Here is a 25,079-nt window from a genome sequence, read left to right on the forward strand (position 1 = left end):
GGTTTGCGTAGCGTTCACCGGAGCCGAACGCGGGTACTCAGAATTCGAAATTCTCTATATGCATGGCTTTAGGCAACCTGCCTACAACACAACAATAAGAAGGTGACTTACATGTTCAAGTTGACCCGGGCGCTGCTCTGCGCCGCCACCTTGCTCACCGCCGGCCTGGCGCAGGCGGCCGAGCCCATCGTGATCAAGTTTGCCCACGTCGTCGCGGAAAACACGCCCAAGGGGCAGGGCGCGTTGCTGTTCAAGAAACTCGCCGAAGAGCGCCTGCCGGGCCGGGTCAAGGTCGAGGTCTACCCCAACTCGTCGCTGTTCGGCGATGGCAAGGAAATGGAAGCCTTGCTGCTCGGTGACGTGCAGATGCTGGCACCGTCCCTGGCCAAGTTCGAGCAGTACACCAAGCAGATCCAGATCTACGACCTGCCGTTCCTGTTCAACGACATGGCCGCTGTCGACCGCTTCCAGGCGGCCCAGGGCAAGGCACTGCTGACCGCGATGCAGGGCAAGGGCATTCTCGGCCTGGCCTATTGGCACAATGGCCTGAAACAGATTTCCGCTAACAAGGCGCTGCACGTACCGGGCGATGCCCGTGGCCTGAAGTTCCGCGTCCAGGCTTCCAGCGTGCTGGAAGAGCAGTTCAAGGCCATCCGCGCCAACCCACGGAAGATGAGCTTCGCCGAGGTTTACCAGGGCTTGCAGACCGGCACCGTCAACGGCACCGAGAACACCTGGTCGAACTATGAGAGCCAGAAGGTCAACGAGGTGCAGAAGTACTTCACTGAATCCAACCATGGCCTGATCGACTATATGGTGATCACCAACAGCAAGTTCTGGGACGGCCTGCCGCCGGACATCCGCGGCGAGCTGGAAAAGATCATGGCCGAGGTCACCCTCGAAGTGAACAAGCAGGCCGAAGCGCTGAACCAGAACGCCAAGCAGAAGATCATCGAGGCCAAGACCAGTGAAATCATCGAGCTTACCCCGCAAGAGCGCGTGCAATGGCGGGAGGCGATGAAGCCGGTGTGGAAAAAGTTCGAGGGTGAAATCGGTGCCGATCTGATCGACGCGGCCGACAAGTCCAACCAGCCCTGACGGTGGTTGCGAACACAGAACGCCTGTAGGAGCGCCGGTCGGCGCTCGGTTGTCGGCGATGGCGACCGGATAAGCGATGCAGGGCTCACGGGCCTCTTCGCGGGCAAGCTCCGCTCCCACAAGGGTTCTGTGTCGAACAGCAGATTTGCATACGACACAGATCTTGTAGGAGCGCCGGTCGGCGCTCGGTTGTCGGCGATGGCGATCGGATAAGCGATGCAGGGCTCACGGGCCTCTTCGCGGGCAAGCTCCGCTCCCACAAGGGTTCTGTGTCGAACAGCAGATTTGCATACGACACAGATCTTGTAGGAGCGCCGGTCGGCGCTCGGTTGTCGGCGATGGCGACCGGATAAGCGATGCAAGGCTCACGGGCCTCTTCGCCAGCAAGCCTGCAAGAAATCGTGTCCGGCTTTGTTTGATCGGCATCGCGGCCCACGCCCCGGTCCACCCTTTTCCATTTCGCGGAGTCTTGTCCATGCAAACGCAACCATTGCGGCGTATCTGGGAACATTTCGAGGAAGGCTTTATCGCCTTCCTGCTGGCAGCCATGACGCTGGTGACCTTCGTCTATGTGATGGCCAACAACATCTACACGCTGTTCTTCAACCTGGCCGACCGCTGGGCCTGGAGCCGCGGCTTCTTCAACAGCCTGGGCGACGCCACCATGACCGTGGCCCAGGACATGACCTGGAGCGTGGCCCTGACCAGGGCCATGTTCGGCTGGCTGATCTTCTTCGGTGTCTCCTACGGCGTGCGTACCGCCGGCCACCTCGGAGTCGACGCCCTGGTCAAGCTGTCCCCGCGTCCGGTGCAACGCTACCTGGCGATGCTCGCCTGCGCCTGTTGCCTGGCCTACGCCGGGCTGTTCATGGTGGCCAGTTACAAGTGGCTGAGCGCGGTGCTCGTCGCCGGGATCGGCGCCGAGGACCTCGACCAGTACGGGATCAAGGTCGGCTACATCGTGCTGATCGTGCCGGTGGGCTTTGCCCTGGTGCTGATCCGCTACCTGGAAATCTTCTACCGCATTTTCACCCGTCGTCAGGTCGGATTGGGCCTGGCCGATGAAGCCGGCGAAGCGAGCAAGCTGGCGAGTGAACACAAGGAGCAGCGCTGATGGCCGTTCTCTGTCTGTTTCTGCTGTTGTTCACCTTCATGTTCCTCGGTGTTCCGATCGCGATTTCCCTGGGCCTGTCCGGCGCGGTGTCGATCCTGATCTTCAGCCAGGATTCCCTCAGTTCCCTGGCGATCAAGCTGTTCGAGACCTCGGACGCCTATACCTTCCTGGCGATTCCGTTCTTCCTGTTGTCGGGGGCCTTCATGACCACCGGCGGCGTGGCCAAGCGCCTGATCGATTTCGCCAACGCATGTGTCGGGCATATTCGCGGCGGCCTGGCGATCGCCGCCGTACTGGCTTGCATGCTGTTCGCCGCCTTGTCCGGTTCCTCGCCGGCAACCGTGGCGGCGGTGGGCTCCATCGCGGTGGCGGGCATGGTCCGTTCGGGTTATCCGAAGGCGTTCGGCGCCGGGATCATCTGCAACGCCGGAACCCTGGGCATCCTGATTCCCCCCTCCATCGTCATGGTGGTGTACTCGGCGGCAACGGAAACCTCGGTGGGCAAGCTGTTCATGGCCGGGGTGATCCCCGGGCTGCTACTGGGCCTGATGCTGATGGTGGCGATCTACATCGTGGCACGGATCAAGAAGTTGCCGGCCCAGCCGCGGGCGACCTTTCGCGAGTGGTTGACGGCGGCGCGCCGGGCCTTCTGGGGCTTGCTGTTGCTGGTGATCATCCTTGGCGGGATCTACAGCGGCCTGTTCACCCCGACTGAAGCGGCAGCAGTGGCAGCGGTGTATTCGGCGTTTGTCGCCTTGTTCATCTACAAGGACATGAAGATCCGCGATTGTCCCAAAGTGCTGATGGAGTCCGGTCGGTTGGCGATCATGCTGATGTTCATCATCGCTAACGCCATCCTGTTCGCCCATGTGTTGACCACCGAACAGATCCCGCAGCAGATCACCAACTGGGTGGTGTCCGAGGGGTTGACGCCGATCGGCTTCCTGATGATGGTCAACGTGGTGTTGCTGGTGGCCGGTAGCTTTATGGAACCATCGGCCATCGTGCTGATCCTGGCGCCGATTTTCTTTCCGATTGCGGTGAAGCTGGGGATCGATCCGATTCACCTGGGCATCGTCATGGTGGTGAACATGGAAATCGGCCTGGTGCATCCTCCGGTGGGGTTGAACCTGTTCGTGACCTCGGCGGTGACCGGGCTGAGCCTGGGGCAGACCATTCGCGCGGCGTTGCCGTGGTTGATGATCCTGCTGGCGTTCCTGATTCTGGTGACCTACGTGCCAATGATCTCGTTGACGCTGCCACATTGGTTGGGTATGCCGTGATGCAGATCTGAAGTCGAGCACTGTTTTGTGGCGAGCGGGCTTGCCCGCGCCGGGGCGCGAAGCGCCCCTGAAATCAGCTGATTCATTGTGTCAGGTGCAATGCAATCCCAGGTTCTACGACTGCTTCGCAGCCGTACACGGGCAAGCCCCCTCGCCACAGGACTGCGCACGGCGGCGGATAGCGCGACGGCAATGATCGTCAGTGCCGTCAGCTCACATACAAACTGTGGCAGGCCTGCTCTTAACTGTCCCTGTGCGCCCCCGTCACCGGCAGACGACTGCCGAGGCGATAACGCGAAGAGGGATGGGTCAGGCGAACATAGGTGACGATCTTGTTCTGGCTCCAGGTCCGTCGTACCAGGATCAGGCACGGCTCCAGGGTATCGATCTGCATATGCTTGCTTTCGTCGCTGCTGGGGTGGCCGGCCTCGACAATATGCTCCATTTCGTCGGGGCGAATGACCTGCAACAGGTAGCGCGCCGGCTGCAACTGTTCGCCGAAGTCCTGCTGCAGGAAATCCGGTACCAGTTCGGGATTGACGTAGCGGTCCTCGAACTGTACCGGCACGCCTTCTTCGCTGTGCACGCAGATCAGGTGAAATACCGACGAGCCGGTGGGCAGTGCCAGGGCGGCGGCCACCGGCATCGAGGCCGCTTCGCGGCCCAGGTGCAGGACCCGGCAGGAATAGCTGTGCCCGCGGGCGATGATTTCGTCGGCGATATTGGTGATGCGCAGCAGGTTCGATTGCGGCTTGCTTTCGGCCACGAAGGTGCCGACGCCGGAGATCCGCAACAGATGACCTTCCTCCGTCAGCTCGCGCAAGGCCCGGTTGACGGTCATGCGCGAAATGCCCAGCTCCTGCACCAGGCGATTCTCCGAGGGAATCAAGTCGCCAGGCTTCCATTCGCCGCTGCGCAGCTTGTCTTGCACAAAGTCCTTCGCGCGCCGATAGAGGGCTTGCGGTGCATTTTTGATCATGGGTCAGTCCGCATCTTTTTGAGCGGCAAGAACACTTGCCAGGGCCTTGAGAAAAAGGTCGTTATCCTCACAGCTACCGATGGAGACACGCAAGTACTCCGTGTAGCCGTCTTCACGCCAGGGTTTGACGATAACTCCTTTGCTCAGCAAGGCCTGGTTGATGGTTTCAGCCGGATAGGGCGTGCTGAAGAAGAGGAAGTTGGCCATCGACGGCGCGGTGTCCAGGCCCAGGTTCTGCAAGGCAATCACCATATGCCGGCGCTCATGGGCGACGTGGGCGAGGGTGGCTTGCAGATGCTCTTCATCCGCCAGGGCGGCAATCGCCGCGGCCTGGGCCACGCGGTTGATATTGAATGGCGTGCGCAGGCGGTCGATCAGGTCGGCCAGCATGGGGTCGCTGACGACGCCGTAGCCGATCCGCAACCCGGCCAGGGAATAGGCCTTGGAGAAGGTGCGCAGCAGGATAAAGGGCTTGCCGCTGGCCTGGATCAGCCCGAGGCAATCGGGATAACCCGCCTCGAATTGCGCGTACTCGTAATAGGCCTCGTCGAACACCAGCAGGCACTGGGCCGGTAGTGCTGTCAACAGGCGGTGCAATTCGTCGGCGTCGAGGGTGCAGCCCACCGGGTTGGAAGGGCAGGAAAACATCAGCAGGCGGGTTTTCGGGGTCAGCGCCTGAATCATCGCTGCTACGTCGAAGCGGCCTTCATCGGTCATCGGCACGCCCGTTACCCGGGCTCCGGCGGCGATGGGGTAGATAAAGTGCAGACCGAACGAGGGCACCACGGTGACCACTTCATCGCCATGGTCAAGGAACACCCGACTGATAATGCTCAGCAAGTCTTCGGAGCCATTGCCAAACACCAACTGGTTGCCTGGCACGCCGAGCTTGGCGCCGAGGGCCGCGCGCAGTTCCAGGCAACTGGCATCCGGGTACAGCGCGATGCTGGAACAGGCCTGGGTCATGGCGGCGGCGACTGCCGGTGCCGGGCCCAGGGGATTTTCGTTGCTGCCCAGCTTGGCCACCCGGGTCAGCCCGAAACGTTTGCGCACCGCTTCCGTGCCGAGGCCGGCGTTGTAGCTGGCGAGGTCGCGCACCTGGGGGCGGGCAAGGAGTTGCAGTTCAGCAGCGTTCATACCGGGGATGCCTCTTTGTTGTCTTGCCAGAACGCATTGCGATCCAGATAGTTCTGCAGGAATTGCTGCAGACGGGGGTGTTCGGTGTTGTGGAAGATTTGCTGCGGCGTTCCCTGGGCCACCACCTGGCCCTGGTCGAGGAACACCACGGAGTCGGCGACCTGCGCGGCGAAACCCATCTCATGGGTGACCACCACCATGGTCATGCCTTCCTTGGCCAGGGTCTTCATGACCTGCAGGACTTCGCCCACCAACTCAGGGTCGAGCGCCGAAGTCGGTTCGTCGAACAGCATGATGTGCGGCTCCATGGCCAGCGCCCGGGCAATCGCCACGCGCTGCTGCTGACCGCCGGAGAGCTGGATCGGATAAACGTCGGCCTTGTGCGCCAGGCCGACTTTGTCGAGCATCGCCAGGGCGCGCCTGCGGGCTTCGGCGGCAGGCAGCTTGCGCACCCGCAGCAGGGCTTCGCTGACATTGCCCAGCGCGGTCATGTGCGGCCACAGGTTGAACTGCTGGAAGACCATGCCGATATTGCGCCGGACCTGATTGATCTGGGCTTGCGCGGCACGTTTACGACCCTTGCCGTTGTCCGCCACATAGCCGAGCAACCGGCCTTCGATATGGATCTCGCCTTCGTCGTATTCTTCGAGAAAGGCCATGCTGCGCAGCAGGGTGCTTTTGCCCGAGCCGGAAGGACCGATCAGGCACACCACTTCGGAATGCCGGACCTGCAGGTCGATCCCCTTGAGCACACGCAGGGCGCCGAAGCTCTTGCCGACATTGTGCAGGCGCACCATGGGTTGCGAGTCGCCGGGGAGTTGTTCGGGAGTCTTCATGGGGGCACCTTGTTTCGGGACAATGGGTGGCAGGGGGCGTTGTAGGATGTTCATTGCGGCTGCCTGCTCATGAAACGGCCGACCCGGGTCTCCAGGACCATGCCCAGGCGTGAACAGAACTCCACCAGCAGCAGGTAGCCGATACACAGCACCAGCAGGGTTTCGACGAAGGCGAAGGTTTGCGAGCCGATACCGGTCATGACCATGGTCAGTTCCGGGATGGTGATAATCGACAGCACGGCGGTTTCCTTGCACAGGATGGTCACCAGGTTGACCAGTGCCGGCAGGATGATCACCAGCATCTGCGGCAGCTGGATGCGCAGGATGCATTGCCAGCGACTGATGCCCAGGCAGTCGGCCGCCTCCAGTTGGCCACGGGCCACCGACTCGAAGCCGGTGCGGAAGATCTCCGCGAAGTACACGCTGCCATAGATGCCCAGCCCGAGAATCCCGGCGGGAACCGGGTCGAGGCTGAGGCCGAAGGACGGCCCGCCGTAATAGACCAGGAACAGCTGGACCAGGAACGGCGTGCTGCGGATCACTTCGATAAATGCCCGGAGCGGCGCGCGAATCAGGTTGTTGCCGAACAGTTGCGCCACGGCGATCAGCAAACCGAGGAACAAGCCCAGAACCACCCCGGCGGACCAGGTGCCGAGGGTCACCGTGAAGCCCTGGGCGATATCGTCGAGGTGTTCGGTAATGACCCGGTAGTCGAAGATCATGTCAGTTGCTCCTTCATGCGGCGCTCCAACAGGCCGCCGCAGAACGCCAGTGGAATATTGATCAGGCAATAGAAACCGGCGAGCATCAGGTAGTCCTGCACGAACAGGTAGTCGCTGGCCGCGAGGTTCTGCGCGGTACGGGTCAGGTCGGCGAGGCCGACCACCGACACCAGCGAAGACGCCTTGATCAGCAGGATCATTTCATTGACCAGGGCCGGCAGGGTCAGGCGCACGGCTTGAGGGACGCGGATGCGGATCAGCATTTGCCGGGTACTCAGGCCCAGCAGGCCGGCCGCTTCCAACTGCCCGCCGGGGATGGCCAGGAAGCCGCCACGGAGGATCTCGGCGATATAGGCCCCGGCGCACAGCGACAGGCTGATGATCGCGGCCGTCAGCGGCGACACATTGGGCAGGCCGACCCGTGGCAGGAAGTAATAGACAAAGAGCAATTGCACCAGCAGCGGAATACCGCGGAACACGAAGATGTAGCCGCCCCCCAGGCGCCTGAACAGCGGCAGCGGCGACAGGCGCAGGCTGGCAACCAGGATGCCGATGAAAAAACCGATCACCAGGGCCGCGATGGAGACCTCGAGGGTCACCAGCAGGCTGGTCAGTAGCAACGGCAGGTTCTGCAGAAACAAAGGCCAATCGAACATTGCGCTGACTCCGACTCAGTTGATCGCCGGCCAGGCTTGGCCGGCGATCAGGTCCTCCAATGGGCAGGCGGATTTACCAGGTTGGGGTGAAGTCGGCTTGCGGCACGTTCATCTCGGCACCCAGCCACTTCTTCTGCAAGGCCGCCAGGCGCCCGTCCGCATGCATTTTCAGCAGGGCGGCATCGAGTGCGGCGATCAGGCTGTTGGCGTCGTCATCCTTACGCCCCAGGTAGGCGAAGTAGGAAGTCTTGCCGAACGGTGGCTGGACCACTTTGAAGGCATTGCTGCGCTGGGCGGCGACATAGGAGATATTCGGCAGCGAGTTGGCGACGGCGACGATGCGCTTGGCCGCCAGGTCCGCGTAGGCCTGGTTGTTGTCGACGTATTCGCGGATGGTGACTTTCTCCGGCAGGGTGGCGGCGAAGGTCTTCAGTTCTTCGAGCTGTGCCGAGCCTTTGCCTGCGCCGACCGCCTTGCCGGCAATGTCCTGCGGCTTGCTAATGCTGTTGTCGTTGGCACCGATCATCAAGGCCACGGTGGCTTCGGCGATCGGCAGCATGAAGTGATAACGTTCCTGGCGGGCCCGGGTCACGATGATCGGACCGGCGACCACGTCGAACTTCTTCGCTTCAAGCCCTGGCAAGACGCTGGGCCACGGCAGGTCGAGGAATTTCACCTTGACCCCGAGTTCCTTGCCCAGCTGTTCGAACAGTTCGGAGTTGAGGCCTTTCTGCTTGCCGTTGTCGGTGAAATCGAAAGGCGCGAATTGCAGCTCGGTACCTACCACCAGTTCACCGGCTTTTTTGACATCAGCCAGTTGATCAGCATGTGCCGCCAGGGACGCGACGCTCAGGGTGAGCGCCAGGCACAGGCCGTTGAAGCGTTTACTGAATAGAGAATCGAGTTGCATGGTGTCACTCCTTCAGGGGATGCAGCGAGGTTGAGTGTGTGTTCCAGCGGTGATTCAGGTTGGCGACAGCAGTTAACGTGCCACTCCGGTATATACAGCCCTCAGGCGAGAATCTTGCCCGGGTTGAGAATGCCGTTGGGATCGAAGCAGTCCTTGAGTTGGCGCATCAGCGCGAGGGCTTCGGGGCTGACCGAGTGATGGAGAAACTCGCGTTTGAGCAGGCCGATGCCATGCTCGGCGGACACCGAGCCGCCGAGTTCGCCGACGGCGCTGTAGACCAGCTCCTCGATGGCCAGGATCGGCGCGGGCTGGGGCAGGGACGCACAGTCCACGGTCAGGTGCAGGTTACTGTCACCGATGTGGCCGAAGTACACACTGTGGTTGCCAGGCCAGCACTCTTCCAGGCGTGCGCGACAATGCTCGACGAAGTCGCCGATCAGGCCGATCGGCAGACTGACGTCGAAGTTCAGCGGGGTCATGCGTAGAGGAAACTCACCGGTCGCTTCGCGGATCTTCCACAGTCCCCTGGCCTGGGCCTGGGAGCTGGCGAGGACCGCATCGAGCACTTCGCCGGCATCGAGTGCCTCTTCCAGCGCTATCTCAAGCTGTTCCCGGGAACCGGCGGACTCCAGCAGCACATACAACGGATGTTCCAATGAGATCGGCGCCGTGGCGTTTTCCAGCCAGCTCACCCCGAGGCGAAAGAAGTCCTGCCACATCAGTTCATAGGCCTGTGGCGTGCCGACACTGCGCTGGATCCGCCGCAACAGGCTGACGGCACTGGCGTAGTCGGGCAGGGCGCAGAGCAGGGTGCTGGCCTGGCCGGGTTGCGGCGCGAGCTTCAAGACCGCGCGGGTAATCACGCCCAAGGTGCCTTCGCTGCCGATAAAGCACTGTTTCAGGTCATAACCGCAGTTGTTCTTGATCATCTTGTTGCGCAGGTCGAGCACCCGGCCATCGGCCAGGACCACTTCCACTCCGAGCACCAGATCGCGGGTCATGCCGTAGCGGATCACCGCATTGCCACCGGCATTGGTGGCGATATTGCCGCCGATCTGGCACGAACCGCGCGCGCCCAGGTCCAGCGGGAAGATAAAGCCCGCGTTGAGCGCCGCCTGCTGGATTTCCTCCAGCGTGGTGCCGGCCAGCACGCTGATGGTGGCGGCGGCCGGGTCGATCTCTTCAATGCCGCGCAGGCGCTCCAGGGACAGGGCGATATCCGCGGCCCGCGGTACGGCGCCGCCGGCGAGTCCGGTCATGCCGCCCTGGGGAACCACCGATTGCCCGGCGCCATTGCAGATGCGCAAGGCGTTCGCCACATCCGCCGTGGTCCTTGGCAACAGCAGCGCGGCGGGACAGGCCGGGGCGTGGCCGGTCCAGTCGCTGTAGTGGCGCTGACTGATATCGGCGCCGGTGACGACCGCGTCATCCCCCAGGGCCTGACGCAACAGTTCGAGGGTTTTTGGTAAATCGCTCATCGGCTCAACTCACGGTCGGAAAGGGTAGAGGGTGTCGTGACCAGGGCACGACGATCAAGCTGCTCCAGGTTCGCAGTGCCCAGCAAGGACAGGGCCAGGCGCAGCTCTTGTGCCAGCAGGTCGAGGGCATGGCCGGCGCCTGCCTGTGCGCCGACGGCGACTCCATACAGGGTAGATCGCCCCAGCAACACCGCGTCGGCACCCAGCGCGCAGGCTTTGAGAATGTCGCTGCCACGACGGATACCGCTGTCGAGCAGCAACGCGAGCTTGCCCTTGGCCACGGCGGCAATCGCCGGCAGGCAGTCGATGCTGGCGGGAACCCCGTCCAGTTGACGGCCGCCATGGTTGCTCACCACCAGCCCGTCGAGCCCCAGGGCCACGGCTTTCTCAGCATCCGCCGGGTGCAGCACGCCCTTGAGCAATAGTCGATGGGGCCAGCGCTCGCGCAACCGGGCCAGCGCGTCCCAGTCGAGACCGGTATCCATCTGGCTGCCGATAAAGTGCGCGGCGCCTTCGATGGTGCGTTGTCCGGGCGGCAGATAGCGCTCGATATTGCCCAGGTTCGGCAGGCCCTTTGGCCACAGCGCCTGGCTCATCCAGCGGAGATGGCAGAGCAGGTCGAGCTTGTTGCGCAGACTCAGTTGCCGGGGCCGGACGAAGTTGCGCCGGTCCCACTCGCGGTTGCCCAGCAGCACGGCATCGCTGGTCAGCAGCAGGGTCCGGCAACCGACCGCGTCGGCCCGTTGCAGCAGGTCCTCGCCGACGGCGGGATCACGCAGGCAATAGAGTTGGAACCAGAGATTGACCTCGGGCACCGCCGTGACCAATTGCTCCAGGGAACTGCTGGACACGGTGCTCAAGGTAAAGGGCAAGCCGCGCTCCGTGGCGGCCCGGGCCAAATGTATATCGGCATCGCGGCAGAGCATCGCGTTGTAGCCGGTGGGGCCGATGGCCATGGGCAAGGGCAGGTCTCGCCCGAACAGCGAACGTTGGGTTTGCGTCACCGAGCAGGGCACCAGGGTGCGAGGCAGCAGCGTTATATCCGCGAAAGCCTGGCGATTGCGCCGTAGCGTCAGTTCTTCTTCGGCGCCGCCTTGCAGGTATTCCCAGGCGAAATGCGGCAGGCGTTGCCGAGCCATGGCCGCCAGTTCGGCAATGCTCTGTGCCCGGTGGAAATCCGGCCCTGAATAATAGCGACGCATGGCGATCCCTATGCTGTGATGAAAGTGGCGCAGCGAGGCTGCGCCAACCCGGTGTCAATCAAGCGTACAAGCGTGTGGCGGGCAACCAGCGTTCGAAGGCGGCGGATTCGACCCAGTTTCTGGCCGCCGCAATATCGGGGGCGAAGTAGCGGTCTTCATCGTAGTGCGCGACCTCGCCACGAATCATTGCCAGGACTTCAGAGAGTTTTTCCGAGGTCTTGAGTGGGGTGTGCAGGTCGACGCCCTGGGCGGCGCCGAGCAGTTCGATGGCCACCACGGCACTGCTGTTGCCGGCCATATCGAGCAAACGGCGGGCGGCAAAGGTCGCCATCGACACGTGGTCTTCCTGGTTCGCCGAAGTCGGCAGGCTGTCCACCGAGGCCGGGTGGGCCAGGGTCTTGTTCTCCGAGGCCAGGGCGGCGGCGGTTACCTGGGCGATCATGAAGCCCGAGTTCAGGCCGCCTTCGCGCACCAGAAAGGCCGGCAGGCCGGAGAGCGCCGGGTCGACCAGTTGCGCGATCCGCCGTTCGGACAGTGCACCGATTTCGGAAATCGCCAGGGCCAGGACATCGGCGGCCATCGCCACAGGTTCGGCGTGGAAGTTGCCGCCCGAGAGCACGTCGCCATCGGCGCTGAACACCAATGGGTTGTCCGAAACCGCGTTGGATTCACGCAGGAACACCCCGGCGGCAAAGCGCAGGTGATCCAGGCAAGCGCCCATGACCTGCGGCTGGCAGCGCAGCGAGTAGGGGTCCTGGACCCGGGCGCAGTCGATATGCGATCGGCGAATTTCGCTGTCGGCCAGCAGTTCACGATAGAACTGGGCCACATCAATCTGGCCAGGTTGACCGCGCACGGCCTGGATACGTGGATCGAAGGGTACGTCCGAGCCTTTCAGGGCTTCCACGCACAGGCTGCCGGCCACCACGGCGGCGCTGAACAGCTTTTCGGCGGCAAACAGTCCGCGCAGCGCCAGTGCGGTGGAGACCTGGGTGCCATTGATCAGCGCCAGGCCTTCCTTCGGGCCCAGCACCATGGGTTCCAGGCCGGCGATCGCCAAGCCTTCGACGGCGTCCATCTCCCGGCCTTCATGGCGCACGCGACCGACGCCGATCAGCACGGCGGACATATGCGCCAGTGGTGCCAGGTCGCCGGAGGCACCCACCGAGCCCTGGGACGGGATGCACGGATAGACCTTGGCGTGATAGAGCTTGACCAGTGCATCAATCACTTCCCAGCGGATCCCGGAAAAACCACGGGCCAGCGAACCGACCTTCAGCGCCATGATCAGGCCGACGCTGGCATCATCGAGCAATGGCCCGGTGCCGGTGCAGTGCGAGAGCAGCAGGTTGCGTTGCAGCTTGGCCAGTGACTCAGTGGCAATCGAGGTCCGGGCCAGCAGGCCGAAGCCGGTATTGATGCCGTATACCGTGCGTTGGTTGGCGATGATTTCGTTCACCGTACGGGTGCTGGCGTCGACATTCTCGCGTGCGGCGGGGTCCAGCTCGATCGCGCATTGCTTCTGATAGATGACGCGCAGTTGATCCAGTGTGAGTTGACCGGGCTTGAGCAGCAGGGGGGCGGGCATGGCAGTGTCCTAAGGCGTGGGGTGGGTGGAATAGATGGCTATATGTTCCTGTATATACAGGATGAGCAATATGCGGGCCAAAACCACTATTCCGCGCAGAGAGTGGCGCGGCAGACCCGATTCGCGGCCATTTCGAAAAAAAGGCTGGCGCCTGTCGAACCTTGAATATGTCACCAAAGGCCGCACCAAAATCGCGCAACCGCACAGGGTTGGGGCGATTAGAAACCAATGTTAGTTGAGTTTTGCGTGAGACAAGATCTGTGCGCAACAGATGGTCGTTTGGACGTGCAAGCTGTTGCAGGAAGGCAAAGACGAAGGTTTACGGCGGAATCTGATGCTGTATATACAGCGATGGGTGATTTCACTCGAGAGTCGATCGCCCCGGCTTCGCGGGACTGAACGGAGGCTGCGCAAATGGGCTAAGGATCGGACGGTCTTTCCTCTCGATGATTTTCAATACCGGTGACATATCTTCCTGCGACGATCTGCGGCGAATCGCAAGCCAAGGAATGTCGAGATGGATATCGCGCACATCAATTCCTGCTCGCGGATCGGCGCCTTTCGCTGATAGCTGTCGGGCAACGCGGTATGGCGATTATCAGCGCCTTGCTGGCTGACCTCGCCGGGCCTGGGGCAGCCTGCAACCGGAGCGCAGTTGGGCCATGCCGGATTTGCAGGCGCCACAGTTACCGATTGTGGCGCAGGCTGTTCCGGGTTCCGCGCCGTCAGTCTTGCAAACGCCACGGGCGGTGATTCGCGCGGTGCCGGCGTCACTCAATGGGAGGGCGCAGCCATGACCCCGGTGATGCGGCGCTTGTCGCGAGCAGGCTTGAAACAATGCGGGTTACTCAAGGAAAGGCACGATCGAACCTGTGGGAGCGGAGCTTGTCGGATCGCCGCACCGCCGAGAAGCTTTTGGCGGTCTCAAGGGCCCCTTCGCGGGCAAGCTCCGCTCCCACAAGGTTTGTGTCGAGTCCGGACTTTGTATAAAGCCCAACAGACGCCTGTGTCGAGTGCGGACTTTGTGTAAAGCCCAGCAGACGCCTGTGTCGAGTGCGGACTTTGTGTAAAGCCCAACAGACGCCTGTGTCGAGTCCAGATCTTGTGCACGACACAAAATCTAATGTGGGAGCGGAGCTTGCCCGCGAAGAGGCCCCTGAGATCACCCAATAATCATGCCCCCTTACGCCTGGCCAGCTTCATCACCACCACAAAGAACACTGGCACGAACAGCACCGCCAGCGTCGCCGTGATCATCCCGCCAATCACCCCGGTACCGATGGCCTGCTGGCTCGCCGAACTGGCACCCGTAGCTATCGCCAGCGGCACCACCCCGAGGATAAACGCCAGGGACGTCATGATGATCGGGCGCAAGCGCAGGCGCGCCGCCTGCACCGTCGCTTCCAGCAGATCATGGCCCTCGTCATAGAGACTCTTGGCGAACTCGATGATCAAAATCGCGTTCTTCGCCGAAAGGCCGATGATGGTGATCAGACCGACCTTGAAGAACACGTCATTGGGCATCCCGCGCAAGGTCACCGCCAGCACCGCGCCAAGCACCCCGAGCGGCACTACCAACAGCACCGAGGTCGGGATCGACCAGCTTTCATACAGCGCCGCGAGACACAGGAACACCACCAGCAGCGACAGCCCCAGCAGCGTCGTTGCCTGGGAACCGGACAAGCGCTCCTGCAATGACAAACCGGTCCATTCCAGGCCCAACCCCGCCGGCAACTGCGTCACCAGTCGCTCCATCTCCACCATCGCCTGTCCGGTGCTGTGTCCGGCCTTGGGCTCGCCGGAAATGGCAATCGCCGGGTAGCCGTTGTAGCGGGTCAGCTGCGCCGGGCCCTGGGTCCAACGGGCCTGGACAAAGGCCGATAAGGGCACCATTTTCCCGCCGCTGTTGCGCACATTGATCTTCAGCAGATCGGCCACCTGGCTGCGTTGGTCGCCTTCGGCCTGGATCACCACCCGTTGCATGCGCCCCTGGTTCGGGAAGTCGTTGACATAGCTCGAGCCCAGCGCCGTGGAGAGCAGCGCGCCGATATCGGCAAAGGACACCCCCAGTGCATTGGCCCGCTGACGGTCGACTTCCAACTGCACCTGCGGTGCTTCGGCCAGGGCGCTCTCGCGGACGTTGGCCAGCACCGGGCTCTTCTCAGCCGCATCCAGCAACTGGCTGCGGGCCTTCATCAGCGCCTCATGGCCAACGCCGCCACGGTCCTGCAGGCGGAATTCGAAACCGCTGGAGGTGCCGAGGCCGTCCACCGGTGGCGGCAGGATGGCGTAGGCCACGGCGTCCTTGATCTCGCCCAGGGCCAGGTTGGCGCGGTCGGCTATGGCCTGCGCCGAGTCCTTGGCGCCGCGTGCCGACCAGTCCTTGAGGGTGGTGAAGGCCAGCGCGGCATTCTGCCCGCTGCCGGAGAAACTGAAACCGAGGATCATGGTGGTGTCGCCGACCCCCGGTTCCGTGGCGTTATGGGCTTCGATCTGTTCCACCACCTTGATCGTACGGTTCTGGCTCGCCCCCGGCGGCAACTGGATATCGGTAATGGTGTAGCCCTGGTCTTCCACCGGCAGGAACGAGGCGGGCAGGCGCATGAAGCACAGAGCCAGCAGCCCCAGCAACAGGCCATAGATCAGCAGGTAACGGCCGCTGCGTTTCAGCGCATAAACCACCCAGCCTTCATATTTATTGCTCAGTTGCTCAAAACCCCGGTTGAACGCACCGAAGCAACCGCCCTTGGCGTGATGCTCTCCCGGGGCAATCGGCTTGAGCAGGGTGGCGCACAACGCCGGGGTCAGGGTCAGGGCGAGGAAAGCCGAGAACAGGATCGAGGTGGCCATGGACAACGAGAACTGCTGGTAGATCACTCCCACCGAGCCCTGCATGAAGGCCATGGGAATGAACACCGCCACCAGGACCAGGGTGATGCCGACGATGGCACCGCTGATCTGGCCCATGGCCTTGCGCGTGGCGTCCTTTGGCGACAACCCCTCGTTGGCCATGATCCGTTCGACGTTCTCCACCACCACGATGGCGTCATCCACCAGGATGCCGATGGCCAGGACCATGCCGAACATGGTCAGCACGTTGATCGAGAACCCCAGGGCCAGCATGGTGGCGAAGGTGCCCATCAGCGCCACCGGCACCACCAGGGTCGGGATCAGGGTGTAGCGGATGTTCTGCAGGAACAGGAACATCACCGCGAACACCAGCAACATGGCTTCGCCCAGGGTGTAGATCACCTTGGTGATCGAGACCTTGACGAAGGGCGAGGTGTCATAGGGAATCTTGTATTCGACCCCGGCCGGGAAGTAGCGCGACAACTCGTCGAGCTTGGCACGCACCAGGGTGGCGGTGTGCAGGGCATTGGCGCCGGGGCTCAACTGGACGCTGAAGGCGGTGGATGGCTTGCCGTTAAGACGGGTGCCGTACTGGTAGTCCTGGCTGCCGATTTCCACCCGGGCGACATCGCCGATGCGCACGCTGGAGCCGTCGGGATTGGCCCGCAGGACGATATCGGCGAACTCCTTCGGCGTGCTCAACTGGCCCTTGACCAGCACCGCGGCGTTGATCTCCTGGGTCGGGCGTGCTGGCAGGTCGCCGATGCTGCCCGCCGAGACCTGGGCGTTCTGCCCGGCCACGGCGGCGCTGACGTCCGCCGGGGTCAGGTTGAAGCCCACCAGCTTCCGCGGGTCGATCCAGATCCGCATGGCCCGTTCTGCGCCATACAGTTGGGCCTTGCCGACCCCGTCGAGACGCTTGATCTCGTTCATTACATTGCGCGCCAGGTAGTCGCTGAGGGCGCTTTCGTCGTACTTGCCGTCACTGGAGGTGAGGGTGGCGAGCAGCAGGAAACCGGCGGAGACCTTTTCCACCTGCAAGCCTTGCTGGGTCACGGCGGCGGGCAGGCGCGGCTCTACCGCTTTCAGGCGGTTCTGCACATCGACCTGGGCCATTTCCGGGTTGGTGCCGGGCTGGAAGGTCGCGGTGATGGTGGCGCTGCCCAGGCTGCTCTGGGATTCGAAATACAACAGGTGGTCGGCACCGTTGAGCTCCTGCTCGATCAGGCTGACCACGCCTTGATCCACGGTCTGTGCCGAGGCGCCGGGGTAGACGGCGTAGATTTCCACCTTGGGCGGTGCGACGTTGGGGTACTGCGCCACCGGCAACCGCGGGATGGCCAGGGCGCCGGCCAGCAGGATGAACAGAGCGACCACCCAGGCGAACACCGGCCGGTCGATAAAGAAATGCGGCATGCTCACTGTCCTTTGGACTGGGCGAGGGGAAGGGGGCTGTCGTCGATCTGCACTTTCTCGCCGGGACGGGCGTGTTGCAGGCCCTCGACGACGATGCGCTCACCGGCTTTCAGGCCGTCGGTGACGATCCAGCGATCATTCTGCACCGCGCCCAACTGCACCGACCGCTGGCTGACCCGCTGTTCAGCATCCACCAACAGCACCTGGGCGATCCCGGCGCTGTCACGCTGGATGGCCCGTTGCGGCACGGTGATGGCTTCGTGGTTGACCGCCTGTTCGACGCGCACCCGCACGAAGCTGCCGGGCAGCAGGTCAAGGTCCGGGTTGGGGAATTCGCTGCGCAGGATCACCTGGCCGGTGCCGGGGTCGACGCTGATATCGGTGAACAGCAACTTGCCCGGTAGCGGGTAGGCACTGCCGTCGTCCTGGATCAGCGTGGCCTTGGCCTGGTCCTGCCCGACCTGCTGCAACTGTCCGGCGCGCAGGGCGCGACGCAGGTCGTTCAGTTCGCGGGTCGACTGGGTCAGGTCGGCGTGGATCGGATTCAGCTGCTGGATCAGCGCCAGGGCGGTGGTTTCGTTCTGGCCGACCAGGGCGCCTTCGGTCACCAGCGCGCGGCCGATACGTCCGGAAATCGGCGCGGTGACGGTGGCGTAACCGAGGTTGAGTCGGGCCCGTCGCACGGCGGCCTTGTTCGCGGCGACATCGGCGGCACTCTGGCGCGCGGCGGCCTCGGCGTTGTCGTAGTCCTGGCGGCTGACTGCATGGCTGTCCACCAGATCGCGGTAGCGCTGGTGTTGCAGGCGGGTCTGGAAAGCATTGGCCTCGGCCTTTTCCAAGCTGGCGAGCGCGCTGTCGAGGTCGGCCTTGAACGGCGCCGGGTCGATGCGGAACAACACATCGCCCTGTTTCACGTCGCTGCCTTCGCGAAACACTTGCTGCAGTACCACGCCGGCTACCCGCGCACGGACTTCGGCGATACGCGGCGCGGCGATGCGTCCGCTCAGCTCGCTGTTGATCGACAGGCTCTGGCTCTTGAGGATCTCGACCCGGACCTTGGGCGGGGGCGGCGTGTCCGGGGCTTTCGCGGATTTGTCACAGGCGCTCAGGGTCAGCGCCAGGGCCGACAGGCAAAGCGGGGCAAACAGCTTCTTCAACATAACAGAGTCCCAATAATGACCCCCGCATGCTAAGGGCCGCGGTCAAGCAGTGCTGTGAAGCTGTGTAGGGCGTTGGTGAAAAAGTGTGAAGCTTCTGCTCGCAGGGACACGCAGGCGTATATCCTTCACGCTTTTCCGCTTCGTAAATTTACCTATGCCTAACATTCTGCTGGTCGAAGACGACAGCGCCCTCAGTGAATTGATCGCCAGTTACCTGGAGCGCAACGGCTATCAGGTCAATGTGCTGGCCCGTGGCGACCTGGTGCGTGAACGGGCGAAACAGACCCCGCCGGACCTGGTGATCCTCGACCTGATGCTGCCGGGCCTCGATGGCCTGCAGGTGTGCCGCCTGCTGCGCGCCGATTCGGCGACGCTGCCGATCCTGATGCTCACCGCCCGCGACGACAGTCACGATCAGGTGTTGGGCCTGGAGATGGGCGCCGATGACTATGTGACCAAACCCTGCGAGCCGCGGGTGCTGCTGGCCCGGGTGCGGACCTTGCTGCGCCGTAGCAGCCTGGCCGATCCGCAGGTGGCCAGCGACAGGATCCTGATGGGCAACCTGTGCATCGACCTCTCGGAACGCACCGTGACCTGGCGCGAGCAGCCGGTGGAGCTGTCCAGCGGCGAATACAACCTGCTGGTGGTGCTGGCCCGGCATGCTGGCGAGGTGCTCAGTCGCGACCAGATCCTCCAGCGTCTGCGCGGCATCGAGTTCAACGGCACCGACCGCTCGGTGGATGTGGCGATTTCCAAGCTGCGCCGCAAGTTCGACGACCATGCCGGCGAGGCGCGAAAGATCAAGACCGTCTGGGGCAAGGGTTATCTGTTCAGCCGCTCCGAATGGGAGTACTGAAAGCATGCTGAAGATCCTGGTGCGGCTGTACCTGATCACCATCGTCACCTTCAGTGCGGCGATCTATCTGGTGCCTGAGCTGGTGATCGGGGTCTTCCACGAGCGTTTCATGCGTTACAACATGGACCAGTCGCGGGGCTTGCAGAGCTTGCTGATCGAACAGTTTCGCCAGGTCCCGGAAGACCGCTGGCAGGCCGTGGCCAGGCAACTGGACCAGCGTTTCGCGCCCTTGCAGGTCAATCTGGTCCGTGTCGACGATATGACCTTCAGTGCGTCCGAGCAACGGCGCCTGCGCGTTGGCGAGGACGTGATCCGCCTGGGCGATTGGGGCACACGGACCCTGGCGGTCTCTCCGCTGAATGGACAATGGGCGGTATCGCTGGAGGTGCCGCCCGATCCGCTGGACGTGAACCTGTTGTACTGGAGCATAAACGTGCTGATCGGTGCCGCGTTGCTGGCTTGCCTGCTGTTCTGGCTGCGCCCGCACTGGCGTGACCTGGAGCGCCTCAAGCAAACGGCCCGGCGCCTCGGTCAGGGGCAACTGAGTGAACGCACGAATATTCCGCCACGCTCCAATATCGGTGAACTGGCGGCGGTGTTCGATACCATGGCCGACGACATCGAATGCCTGCTCAACCAGCAGCGCGACTTGCTCAATGCGGTCTCCCACGAACTGCGCACCCCCTTGACCCGCCTCGACTTCGGCCTGGCCCTGGCCTTGTCCGAAGACCTGCCGCCGGCCTCCCGCGACCGTCTGCAAGGACTGGTGGCGCATATCCGCGAGCTGGACGAACTGGTGTTGGAATTGTTGTCCTATAGCCGTTTGCAGAACCCCGCCCGCTTGCCGGAGCGGGTGACGGTGTCGCTGGACGAGTTCGTCGACAGCATCCTCGGCAGTTTCGATGAAGAGCTGGAAGCCCCGGACACCGTGCTGGATGTATTGATGCACGGTTCGCTGGAGCGCTTCGCGCTGGATCCGCGCCTGACCGCGCGGGCGGTGCAGAACCTCTTGCGCAACGCCATGCGGTATTGCGAGCGGCGAATCCAGATTGGCGTCAGGGTCAACCCGGAAGGCTGTGAGCTGTGGGTCGATGACGATGGCATCGGCATTCCCGAGCTGGATCGGGAGCGGATTTTCGAGCCGTTCTATCGCCTGGACCGCAGTCGCGATCGCGCCACCGGCGGTTTTGGCCTGGGCCTGGCCATCAGCCGGCGGGCGCTGGAAGCCCAGGGCGGCACCCTCACCGCCGAGCAATCGCCGCTGGGCGGGGCGCGTTTCCGCTTGTGGCTGCCGACCGTGGCCTGCTAGAAATGATTCGGGGGTTCAGCGCCGCTGCTTCACCAACCGTTTTATCCCCTCCAGCACCAACACCACGACCGCCAGCCAGATCGGCAGGTAGGTCAGCCATTCTCCCGCTCCGATGCTTTCCCCCAGTAACAGGGCGACGATCACCAGCAGCACGGGCTCGACATACCCCAGCAACCCGAACAGTCCGAAGGCCAGCATCCGGCTCGCCAACAAGTAACAGATCAGCGCAGCGGCACTGATCATCCCCAGCAGGGGAATCAGCCCATACAGTGCCGGCCGTTGGCTGACCACTGAAAAACCCTGTTCGCCGTGCTGCACGAACCACCACGCCATCGGCAGTAACAGCACCATCTCGAGCCAAAGGCCGCCCAGGTTGTCGGTGCGGTTGCGCCGACGCAGCACGAAGTAGATCGGATAACCGATGGCAACCAGCAGGGTGGTCCAGGAGAAGCTGCCGACCCGATACAACTCGTTGAGCACGCCACAGAGAGCGAGCAGGGCGGCAACGGCCTGCGGACGCGACAGACGTTCGCCGTAGACAATACGCCCGGTGAGCACCATGGTCAGCGGCAAGAGGAAATAGCCGAGGGAAACATCCAGGCTGTGCCCGTTCAGCGGCGCCCAGAGGAACACCCACAGCTGGGCGCCGAGCATCGCCGAGGACAGCAGCAACTTGACCGGCAACAGCGGCTCCCGGCGCACCCTGGCGAGTATCGCGAGGACCCGCTTCCAGTCCCCGGACACCAGCATGAACACGGTCATGCAGGGCGCGGTCAGGAGCATTCGCCAACCGAAGATATCTTCGCCGTTGAGGGGAGCGAGCAGAGATGTATAGAAATACATGATGGCGAACAGGCAGGACGCCAACACCGAGAAAACGATACCTCTGGACACTACAGCCTCACGAAACGGTGGGTTCGGTTTTTTTCGGCAGGATAGCACCCTGCTTGAACAACAAGGCCTTCAATCCGCTTTCGGCGTCGATATCGGGGAACTCGGGTGGATTGTCCAGGCGCCGTTCGAACAGCATGCCCGGGGCCTCGCGGGTCACACCATCGATCAGGAAGTCCGAACCCACGGCCGGATCGTTCATGCAGGCGAGGACCACACCCTCGGCGCTCAGCAGCTCCGGCAGGCGGCGCAAGACCCGCTGGTAATCCTTGCTCAGCAGGAAGCTGCCCTTCTGGAAGGACGGCGGGTCGATGATCACCAGGTCAAAAGGGCCGCTGCTGATGACCTTGCCCCAGGACTTGAACAGGTCGTGGCCGAGAAAGCCGACCTTGCCCAGGTCGTGGTCGTTCAGGCGGTGATTGTCACGGCCGCGGCTCAGGGCGGCTCGGGACATATCCAGGTTGAGCACATGGGTGGCACCGCCGGCGATCGCCGCCACGGAAAACCCGCAGGTGTAGGCGAACAGGTTCAGCACTCGCTTGCCCTGGGCATTGGCCCGCACCCAGTCGCGGCCGTAGCGCATATCGAGAAACAGGCCGTTGTTCTGTTTTTTGCCCAGGTCGACCTGATAGCGCAGGCCGCCTTCAGTGATCACCCACTCCTCGATAGCCTGGCCCACCAGCCATTCGGCGGGACTTAGAGGCTGGTAGCGATGGTGCAGCAACAAGGTCCGGGCGCCGCTGGCCAGCCAGGCAGGCGACTGGCTGATTTCCAGCAGCAGGTCCTTGAGGGCTTGCAACTGCTCGGGCTCCGGTTCCTTGAACAGCGAAACCAGCACCACGCCCTGCAGCCAGTCGACGGTCAGTTGCTCCAGTCCTGGCCAGCAGCGGCCTCGGCCGTGGAACAGGCGCCGGGTTTCCGCGGGGGCGCTGGCCAGGGCCGTGAGCAGGTGAGTGTGGAGGCGGGACAGGGCGTCGGGGTTCATCAGGCGGTGCCGGCAAGGAAAAGGGCTGGCATTCTAACCTTATCCGTTTACTTCGCTGTGGGTTGTACCGCTGTGCATTTGATTTCCAGCAGCGGCGCCGGGTGTACCGGGCGACCTTGTGCCGCACGGCTAGCTAGTGATGAGCCCCCGCGCGCTTGAGCAGGCGCTTGCAGCGTTCAGACAGGTGAAACACCTGCAGGTGTTTTCCTGCCTTCTGGTAGCGTTCGCGCAGAGTCTTCAAGGCGGCAATGGCCGAATAGTCGACGAAGTTCAGATGACGGCAGTCGAGGGTCACCTGGACGGGATCGTTGGCTGGGTCGAACTGATTGAGAAAGGGCGCCGTCGAGGCAAAGAACAACGTGCCGTGCAGGCGATAAAGCTTGCTGCCGTCGGCCTCCAGATGGCTGTCGGCGTACAGCTCCCGGGCCTGCTGCCAGGCGAAGTTGAGCGCGGCGATGATTATTCCGCAGAGCACGGCGGTGGCGAGGTCGGTGAGCACGGTGATGCTGGTCACCGCGACGATCACCAGTACGTCATTCAGCGGTACCTTGTTCAGCACCCGCAACGAGGCCCAGGCGAAGGTCTGCTGCGCGACCACGAACATCACACCGACCAGGGCCGCCAGCGGGATGCGTTCGATAAAGGGTGAGAGGAACAGGATGAACAGCAGGATCATCACCCCGGCAACCACCCCGGACAGCCGACCGCGGCCGCCGGAACTGAGGTTGATCACTGTCTGGCCGATCATGGCGCAGCCGCCCATGCCGCCGAACAGGCCGGAAACCACATTGGCCACGCCCAGTGCCGCGCATTCGCGGTCCGGGTAGCCGCGGCTTTCGCTGATCTCGTCGGTCAGGTTCAAGGTCAGCAGGGTTTCCAGCAGGCCGACCATGGCCATCAGGAACGCATAAGGGGCGACGATCCGCAGGGTTTCCAGGTTCCATGGCAATTGCGGCAGGGCCAGCACCGGCAGGCCGCCGGCAATCCGCGCCATATCACCGAGGGTACGGGTCGGCAGGTCGAGCAGATACACCGCCAGGCCCACGCCGAGGATCGCCACCAGTGCTGGCGGTACGCTGCGGGTCAGGCGCGGCAACAGGTAGACGATGGCCATGGTCAGCAGTACCAGCCCGGTCATCAGGTACAGCGGCGTGCCGCTCAGCCAGGTTTCGCCGCTCTTGAAATGTTCCAGCTGGGCCAGGGCGATGATGATTGCCAGGCCGTTGACGAACCCCAGCATCACCGGGTGCGGCACCATGCGCACCAGCTTGCCCAGGCGCAGCAGGCCGAAGGCGAGCATGATCAGCCCGCCCAGGAGCACGCTGGCGAGCAGGTACTGCACCCCGTGTTGCACCACCAGTGCGACGATCACCACCGCCATCGACCCGGCGGCACCGGAGATCATGCCCGGGCGTCCGCCCAACAAGGCGGTCAGGGTGCAGATGATAAAGGCACCGTACAGGCCCATCAGCGGATTGAGGTGGGCGACCAGGGCGAAGGCGATGCATTCGGGGAGCAAGGCAAAGGCGGTGGTCAGTCCGGCCAGGGCATCGGCGCGCAGGCGTTGGGGTTTCATGGCGTACCTGAAAAGCAAGCCGGCAGGGCCGGCGGCGAAAAGAAGGGGGCGGATGGTACGCAATTGAATACGCGGGGGCCAGTCAGCGCTGTTCGGCGAGGCTGGCCTGGAGCAACTCGGACAGTTGCCGCACCGCCGCTGTTGGTGCTTCCACAGCCTGGTGCAGCACATAGCCGAGCATCGGCAGTGGCGGTAGGCTTTCAATCACGGCCAGTCGGGTCGGGAGGCCGATGCGGGTGCGCAAGGTGACGCCGAGGCCCGCCGCAACGGCGGCCCAGATGCCACTGACACTCGGGCTGGTGAGGGCCACTCGCCAGGGGATGCGTGCGCGGTCCAGGGCATGGGTTGCCGTACTGCGCAAGAGGCAAGGTGCATCGAACACCACCAGGGGCAGAGGCAGGTGGGCGGCTGGAGAGGACGCCGGCGACTCGCGCGGGCCGATCCAGTGCATCTGCGTTTCACCGAGGCGCGTGGCGTGAGCTGTGCTTGAGCCGGTCTCCCAGGCCAGCGCCAGGTCCAGGCGGTCATTCTCGATCATCGCCAGCAGCTCGGCATTGCGAGCGATGCTGACTTCCAGGCTGACCTGCGGGTGGAGCCTGGAAAAGCGCCGCAGGACGTCGCTGAGCAGGTGCTCGGAAAAATCGTCCTGCAAGCCGATGCGTACCGTGCCTTCTATGCGCGCGCCTTGCAGGTTGCTGAAAATCTCGTCGTTCAATTCCAGCAGACGTCGGGCGTGGCTGAGCAGGGATTCACCCGCCGCCGACAGGATCAGACCGCGACCCGACTTCACCAGCACGGCGCTGCCGACCTGGGTTTCGAGTTTCTTCAGTTGGGCGCTGACCGCCGAGGTCGAGCGGCCAAGACGCTCGGCGGCCTTGGCAAAACTGCCGAGCTCGACACCGGCGACAAAGGTGCGCAGTACATCGAGGTCGAAGGTGGGATGGCGCACAGAGGATCGTCCACTTATTTGGGATTGTAAGTTCTATCTAATCTGATATTCGGAACTATCGTCGCTGGTTAACCTGTCTCCGTC

Annotated in this window: 20 protein-coding genes; 5 read left to right on the plus strand and 15 right to left on the minus strand. The window is 63.1% G+C overall.

The features are described 5' to 3' along the window. The first annotated feature begins 111 nt into the window (after nt 1-111). The 3 genes from M5B99_RS05435 (at nt 112) to dctM (ending at nt 3,495) form a co-directional block, all read left to right on the plus strand. Entirely contained in the window at nt 112-1,098 is a 987-nt protein-coding gene (locus M5B99_RS05435) for a TRAP transporter substrate-binding protein (RefSeq protein WP_248803023.1), read from the plus strand. A gap of 475 nt (nt 1,099-1,573) precedes the next feature. Next, a complete protein-coding gene (locus M5B99_RS05440) occupies nt 1,574-2,212 on the plus strand; it encodes a TRAP transporter small permease (protein WP_248803024.1) in 639 nt (212 codons plus the stop codon). Beyond that, the gene (gene dctM, locus M5B99_RS05445; protein WP_248803025.1) at nt 2,212-3,495 is read left to right on the plus strand and encodes a C4-dicarboxylate TRAP transporter large permease protein DctM; all 1,284 of its coding nucleotides are present in this window, start codon (nt 2,212-2,214) and stop codon (nt 3,493-3,495) included. Before M5B99_RS05440 ends, dctM begins: the two co-directional genes overlap by 1 nt. 241 nt (nt 3,496-3,736) lie before the next feature. Here the strand turns inward: dctM and hutC are convergent, their stop codons facing one another. From hutC to M5B99_RS05500, 11 genes are all read right to left on the minus strand, one after another. Then, complete coding sequence (hutC, locus tag M5B99_RS05450; RefSeq protein WP_248803026.1) at nt 3,737-4,474, minus strand: histidine utilization repressor; 738 nt, start codon at nt 4,472-4,474, stop codon at nt 3,737-3,739. A 3-nt stretch (nt 4,475-4,477) separates the two neighbouring features. Continuing rightward, nucleotides 4,478-5,611, minus strand: coding sequence for a histidinol-phosphate transaminase (gene hisC / locus M5B99_RS05455; RefSeq protein ID WP_248803027.1), 1,134 nt, complete (start codon nt 5,609-5,611; stop codon nt 4,478-4,480). Continuing rightward, a complete protein-coding gene (locus M5B99_RS05460) occupies nt 5,608-6,447 on the minus strand; it encodes an amino acid ABC transporter ATP-binding protein (RefSeq protein ID WP_318654562.1) in 840 nt (279 codons plus the stop codon). The genes hisC and M5B99_RS05460 overlap by 4 nt, the downstream gene beginning before the upstream one ends. A gap of 50 nt (nt 6,448-6,497) precedes the next feature. Next, nucleotides 6,498-7,169 carry an amino acid ABC transporter permease gene (locus M5B99_RS05465; RefSeq protein WP_248803028.1) on the minus strand — a complete coding sequence of 224 codons (672 nt, stop codon included), beginning with the start codon at nt 7,167-7,169 and terminating at the stop codon, nt 6,498-6,500. Then, nucleotides 7,166-7,825 carry an amino acid ABC transporter permease gene (locus tag M5B99_RS05470; protein WP_248803029.1) on the minus strand — a complete coding sequence of 220 codons (660 nt, stop codon included), beginning with the start codon at nt 7,823-7,825 and terminating at the stop codon, nt 7,166-7,168. The genes M5B99_RS05465 and M5B99_RS05470 overlap by 4 nt, the downstream gene beginning before the upstream one ends. 73 nt (nt 7,826-7,898) lie before the next feature. Further along, nucleotides 7,899-8,735, minus strand: coding sequence for a transporter substrate-binding domain-containing protein (locus M5B99_RS05475; RefSeq protein ID WP_248803030.1), 837 nt, complete (start codon nt 8,733-8,735; stop codon nt 7,899-7,901). Between the two features lie 101 nt (nt 8,736-8,836). Beyond that, complete coding sequence (locus M5B99_RS05480) at nt 8,837-10,213, minus strand: FAD-binding oxidoreductase (protein ID WP_248803031.1); 1,377 nt, start codon at nt 10,211-10,213, stop codon at nt 8,837-8,839. Next, on the minus strand, nt 10,210-11,415 hold the full coding sequence (locus M5B99_RS05485) for an alpha-hydroxy acid oxidase (RefSeq protein ID WP_248803032.1): 1,206 nt from the start codon (nt 11,413-11,415) through the stop codon (nt 10,210-10,212). The genes M5B99_RS05480 and M5B99_RS05485 overlap by 4 nt, the downstream gene beginning before the upstream one ends. A gap of 58 nt (nt 11,416-11,473) precedes the next feature. Further along, nucleotides 11,474-13,003 (minus strand): histidine ammonia-lyase, encoded by a 1,530-nt coding sequence (gene hutH / locus M5B99_RS05490; RefSeq protein ID WP_248803033.1) that lies wholly within the window; start codon nt 13,001-13,003, stop codon nt 11,474-11,476. Nucleotides 13,004-14,176: 1,173 nt separating this feature from the next. Next, complete coding sequence (locus M5B99_RS05495) at nt 14,177-17,269, minus strand: efflux RND transporter permease subunit (RefSeq protein ID WP_248803034.1); 3,093 nt, start codon at nt 17,267-17,269, stop codon at nt 14,177-14,179. Nucleotides 17,270-17,271: 2 nt separating this feature from the next. Then, complete coding sequence (locus M5B99_RS05500; protein WP_248803035.1) at nt 17,272-18,429, minus strand: efflux RND transporter periplasmic adaptor subunit; 1,158 nt, start codon at nt 18,427-18,429, stop codon at nt 17,272-17,274. 154 nt (nt 18,430-18,583) lie between these two features. On the opposite strand from M5B99_RS05500, the gene M5B99_RS05505 reads away from it, so the two are divergent. Next, entirely contained in the window at nt 18,584-19,285 is a 702-nt protein-coding gene (locus M5B99_RS05505; protein WP_248803036.1) for a response regulator transcription factor, read from the plus strand. Nucleotides 19,286-19,289: 4 nt separating this feature from the next. Beyond that, complete coding sequence (locus M5B99_RS05510; protein ID WP_248803037.1) at nt 19,290-20,594, plus strand: ATP-binding protein; 1,305 nt, start codon at nt 19,290-19,292, stop codon at nt 20,592-20,594. A 15-nt stretch (nt 20,595-20,609) separates the two neighbouring features. Here the strand turns inward: M5B99_RS05510 and rarD are convergent, their stop codons facing one another. The 4 genes from rarD to M5B99_RS05530 all read right to left on the minus strand — a co-directional run bounded on the left by rarD (nt 20,610) and on the right by M5B99_RS05530 (nt 24,995). Further along, complete coding sequence (rarD, locus tag M5B99_RS05515; RefSeq protein ID WP_248803038.1) at nt 20,610-21,488, minus strand: EamA family transporter RarD; 879 nt, start codon at nt 21,486-21,488, stop codon at nt 20,610-20,612. A 7-nt stretch (nt 21,489-21,495) separates the two neighbouring features. Next, nucleotides 21,496-22,470: a class I SAM-dependent methyltransferase gene (locus M5B99_RS05520; protein WP_248803039.1), complete on the minus strand. Its 975-nt coding sequence runs from the start codon at nt 22,468-22,470 to the stop codon at nt 21,496-21,498. Between the two features lie 133 nt (nt 22,471-22,603). Next, a complete protein-coding gene (locus M5B99_RS05525; RefSeq protein ID WP_248803040.1) occupies nt 22,604-24,046 on the minus strand; it encodes a SulP family inorganic anion transporter in 1,443 nt (480 codons plus the stop codon). A gap of 82 nt (nt 24,047-24,128) precedes the next feature. Further along, nucleotides 24,129-24,995 (minus strand): LysR substrate-binding domain-containing protein, encoded by an 867-nt coding sequence (locus M5B99_RS05530; protein WP_248803041.1) that lies wholly within the window; start codon nt 24,993-24,995, stop codon nt 24,129-24,131. Nucleotides 24,996-25,079 lie beyond the last annotated feature (84 nt).

It is taken from the genome of Pseudomonas sp. MWU13-2100 (assembly GCF_023242365.1).
Taxonomy (GTDB): domain Bacteria; phylum Pseudomonadota; class Gammaproteobacteria; order Pseudomonadales; family Pseudomonadaceae; genus Aquipseudomonas.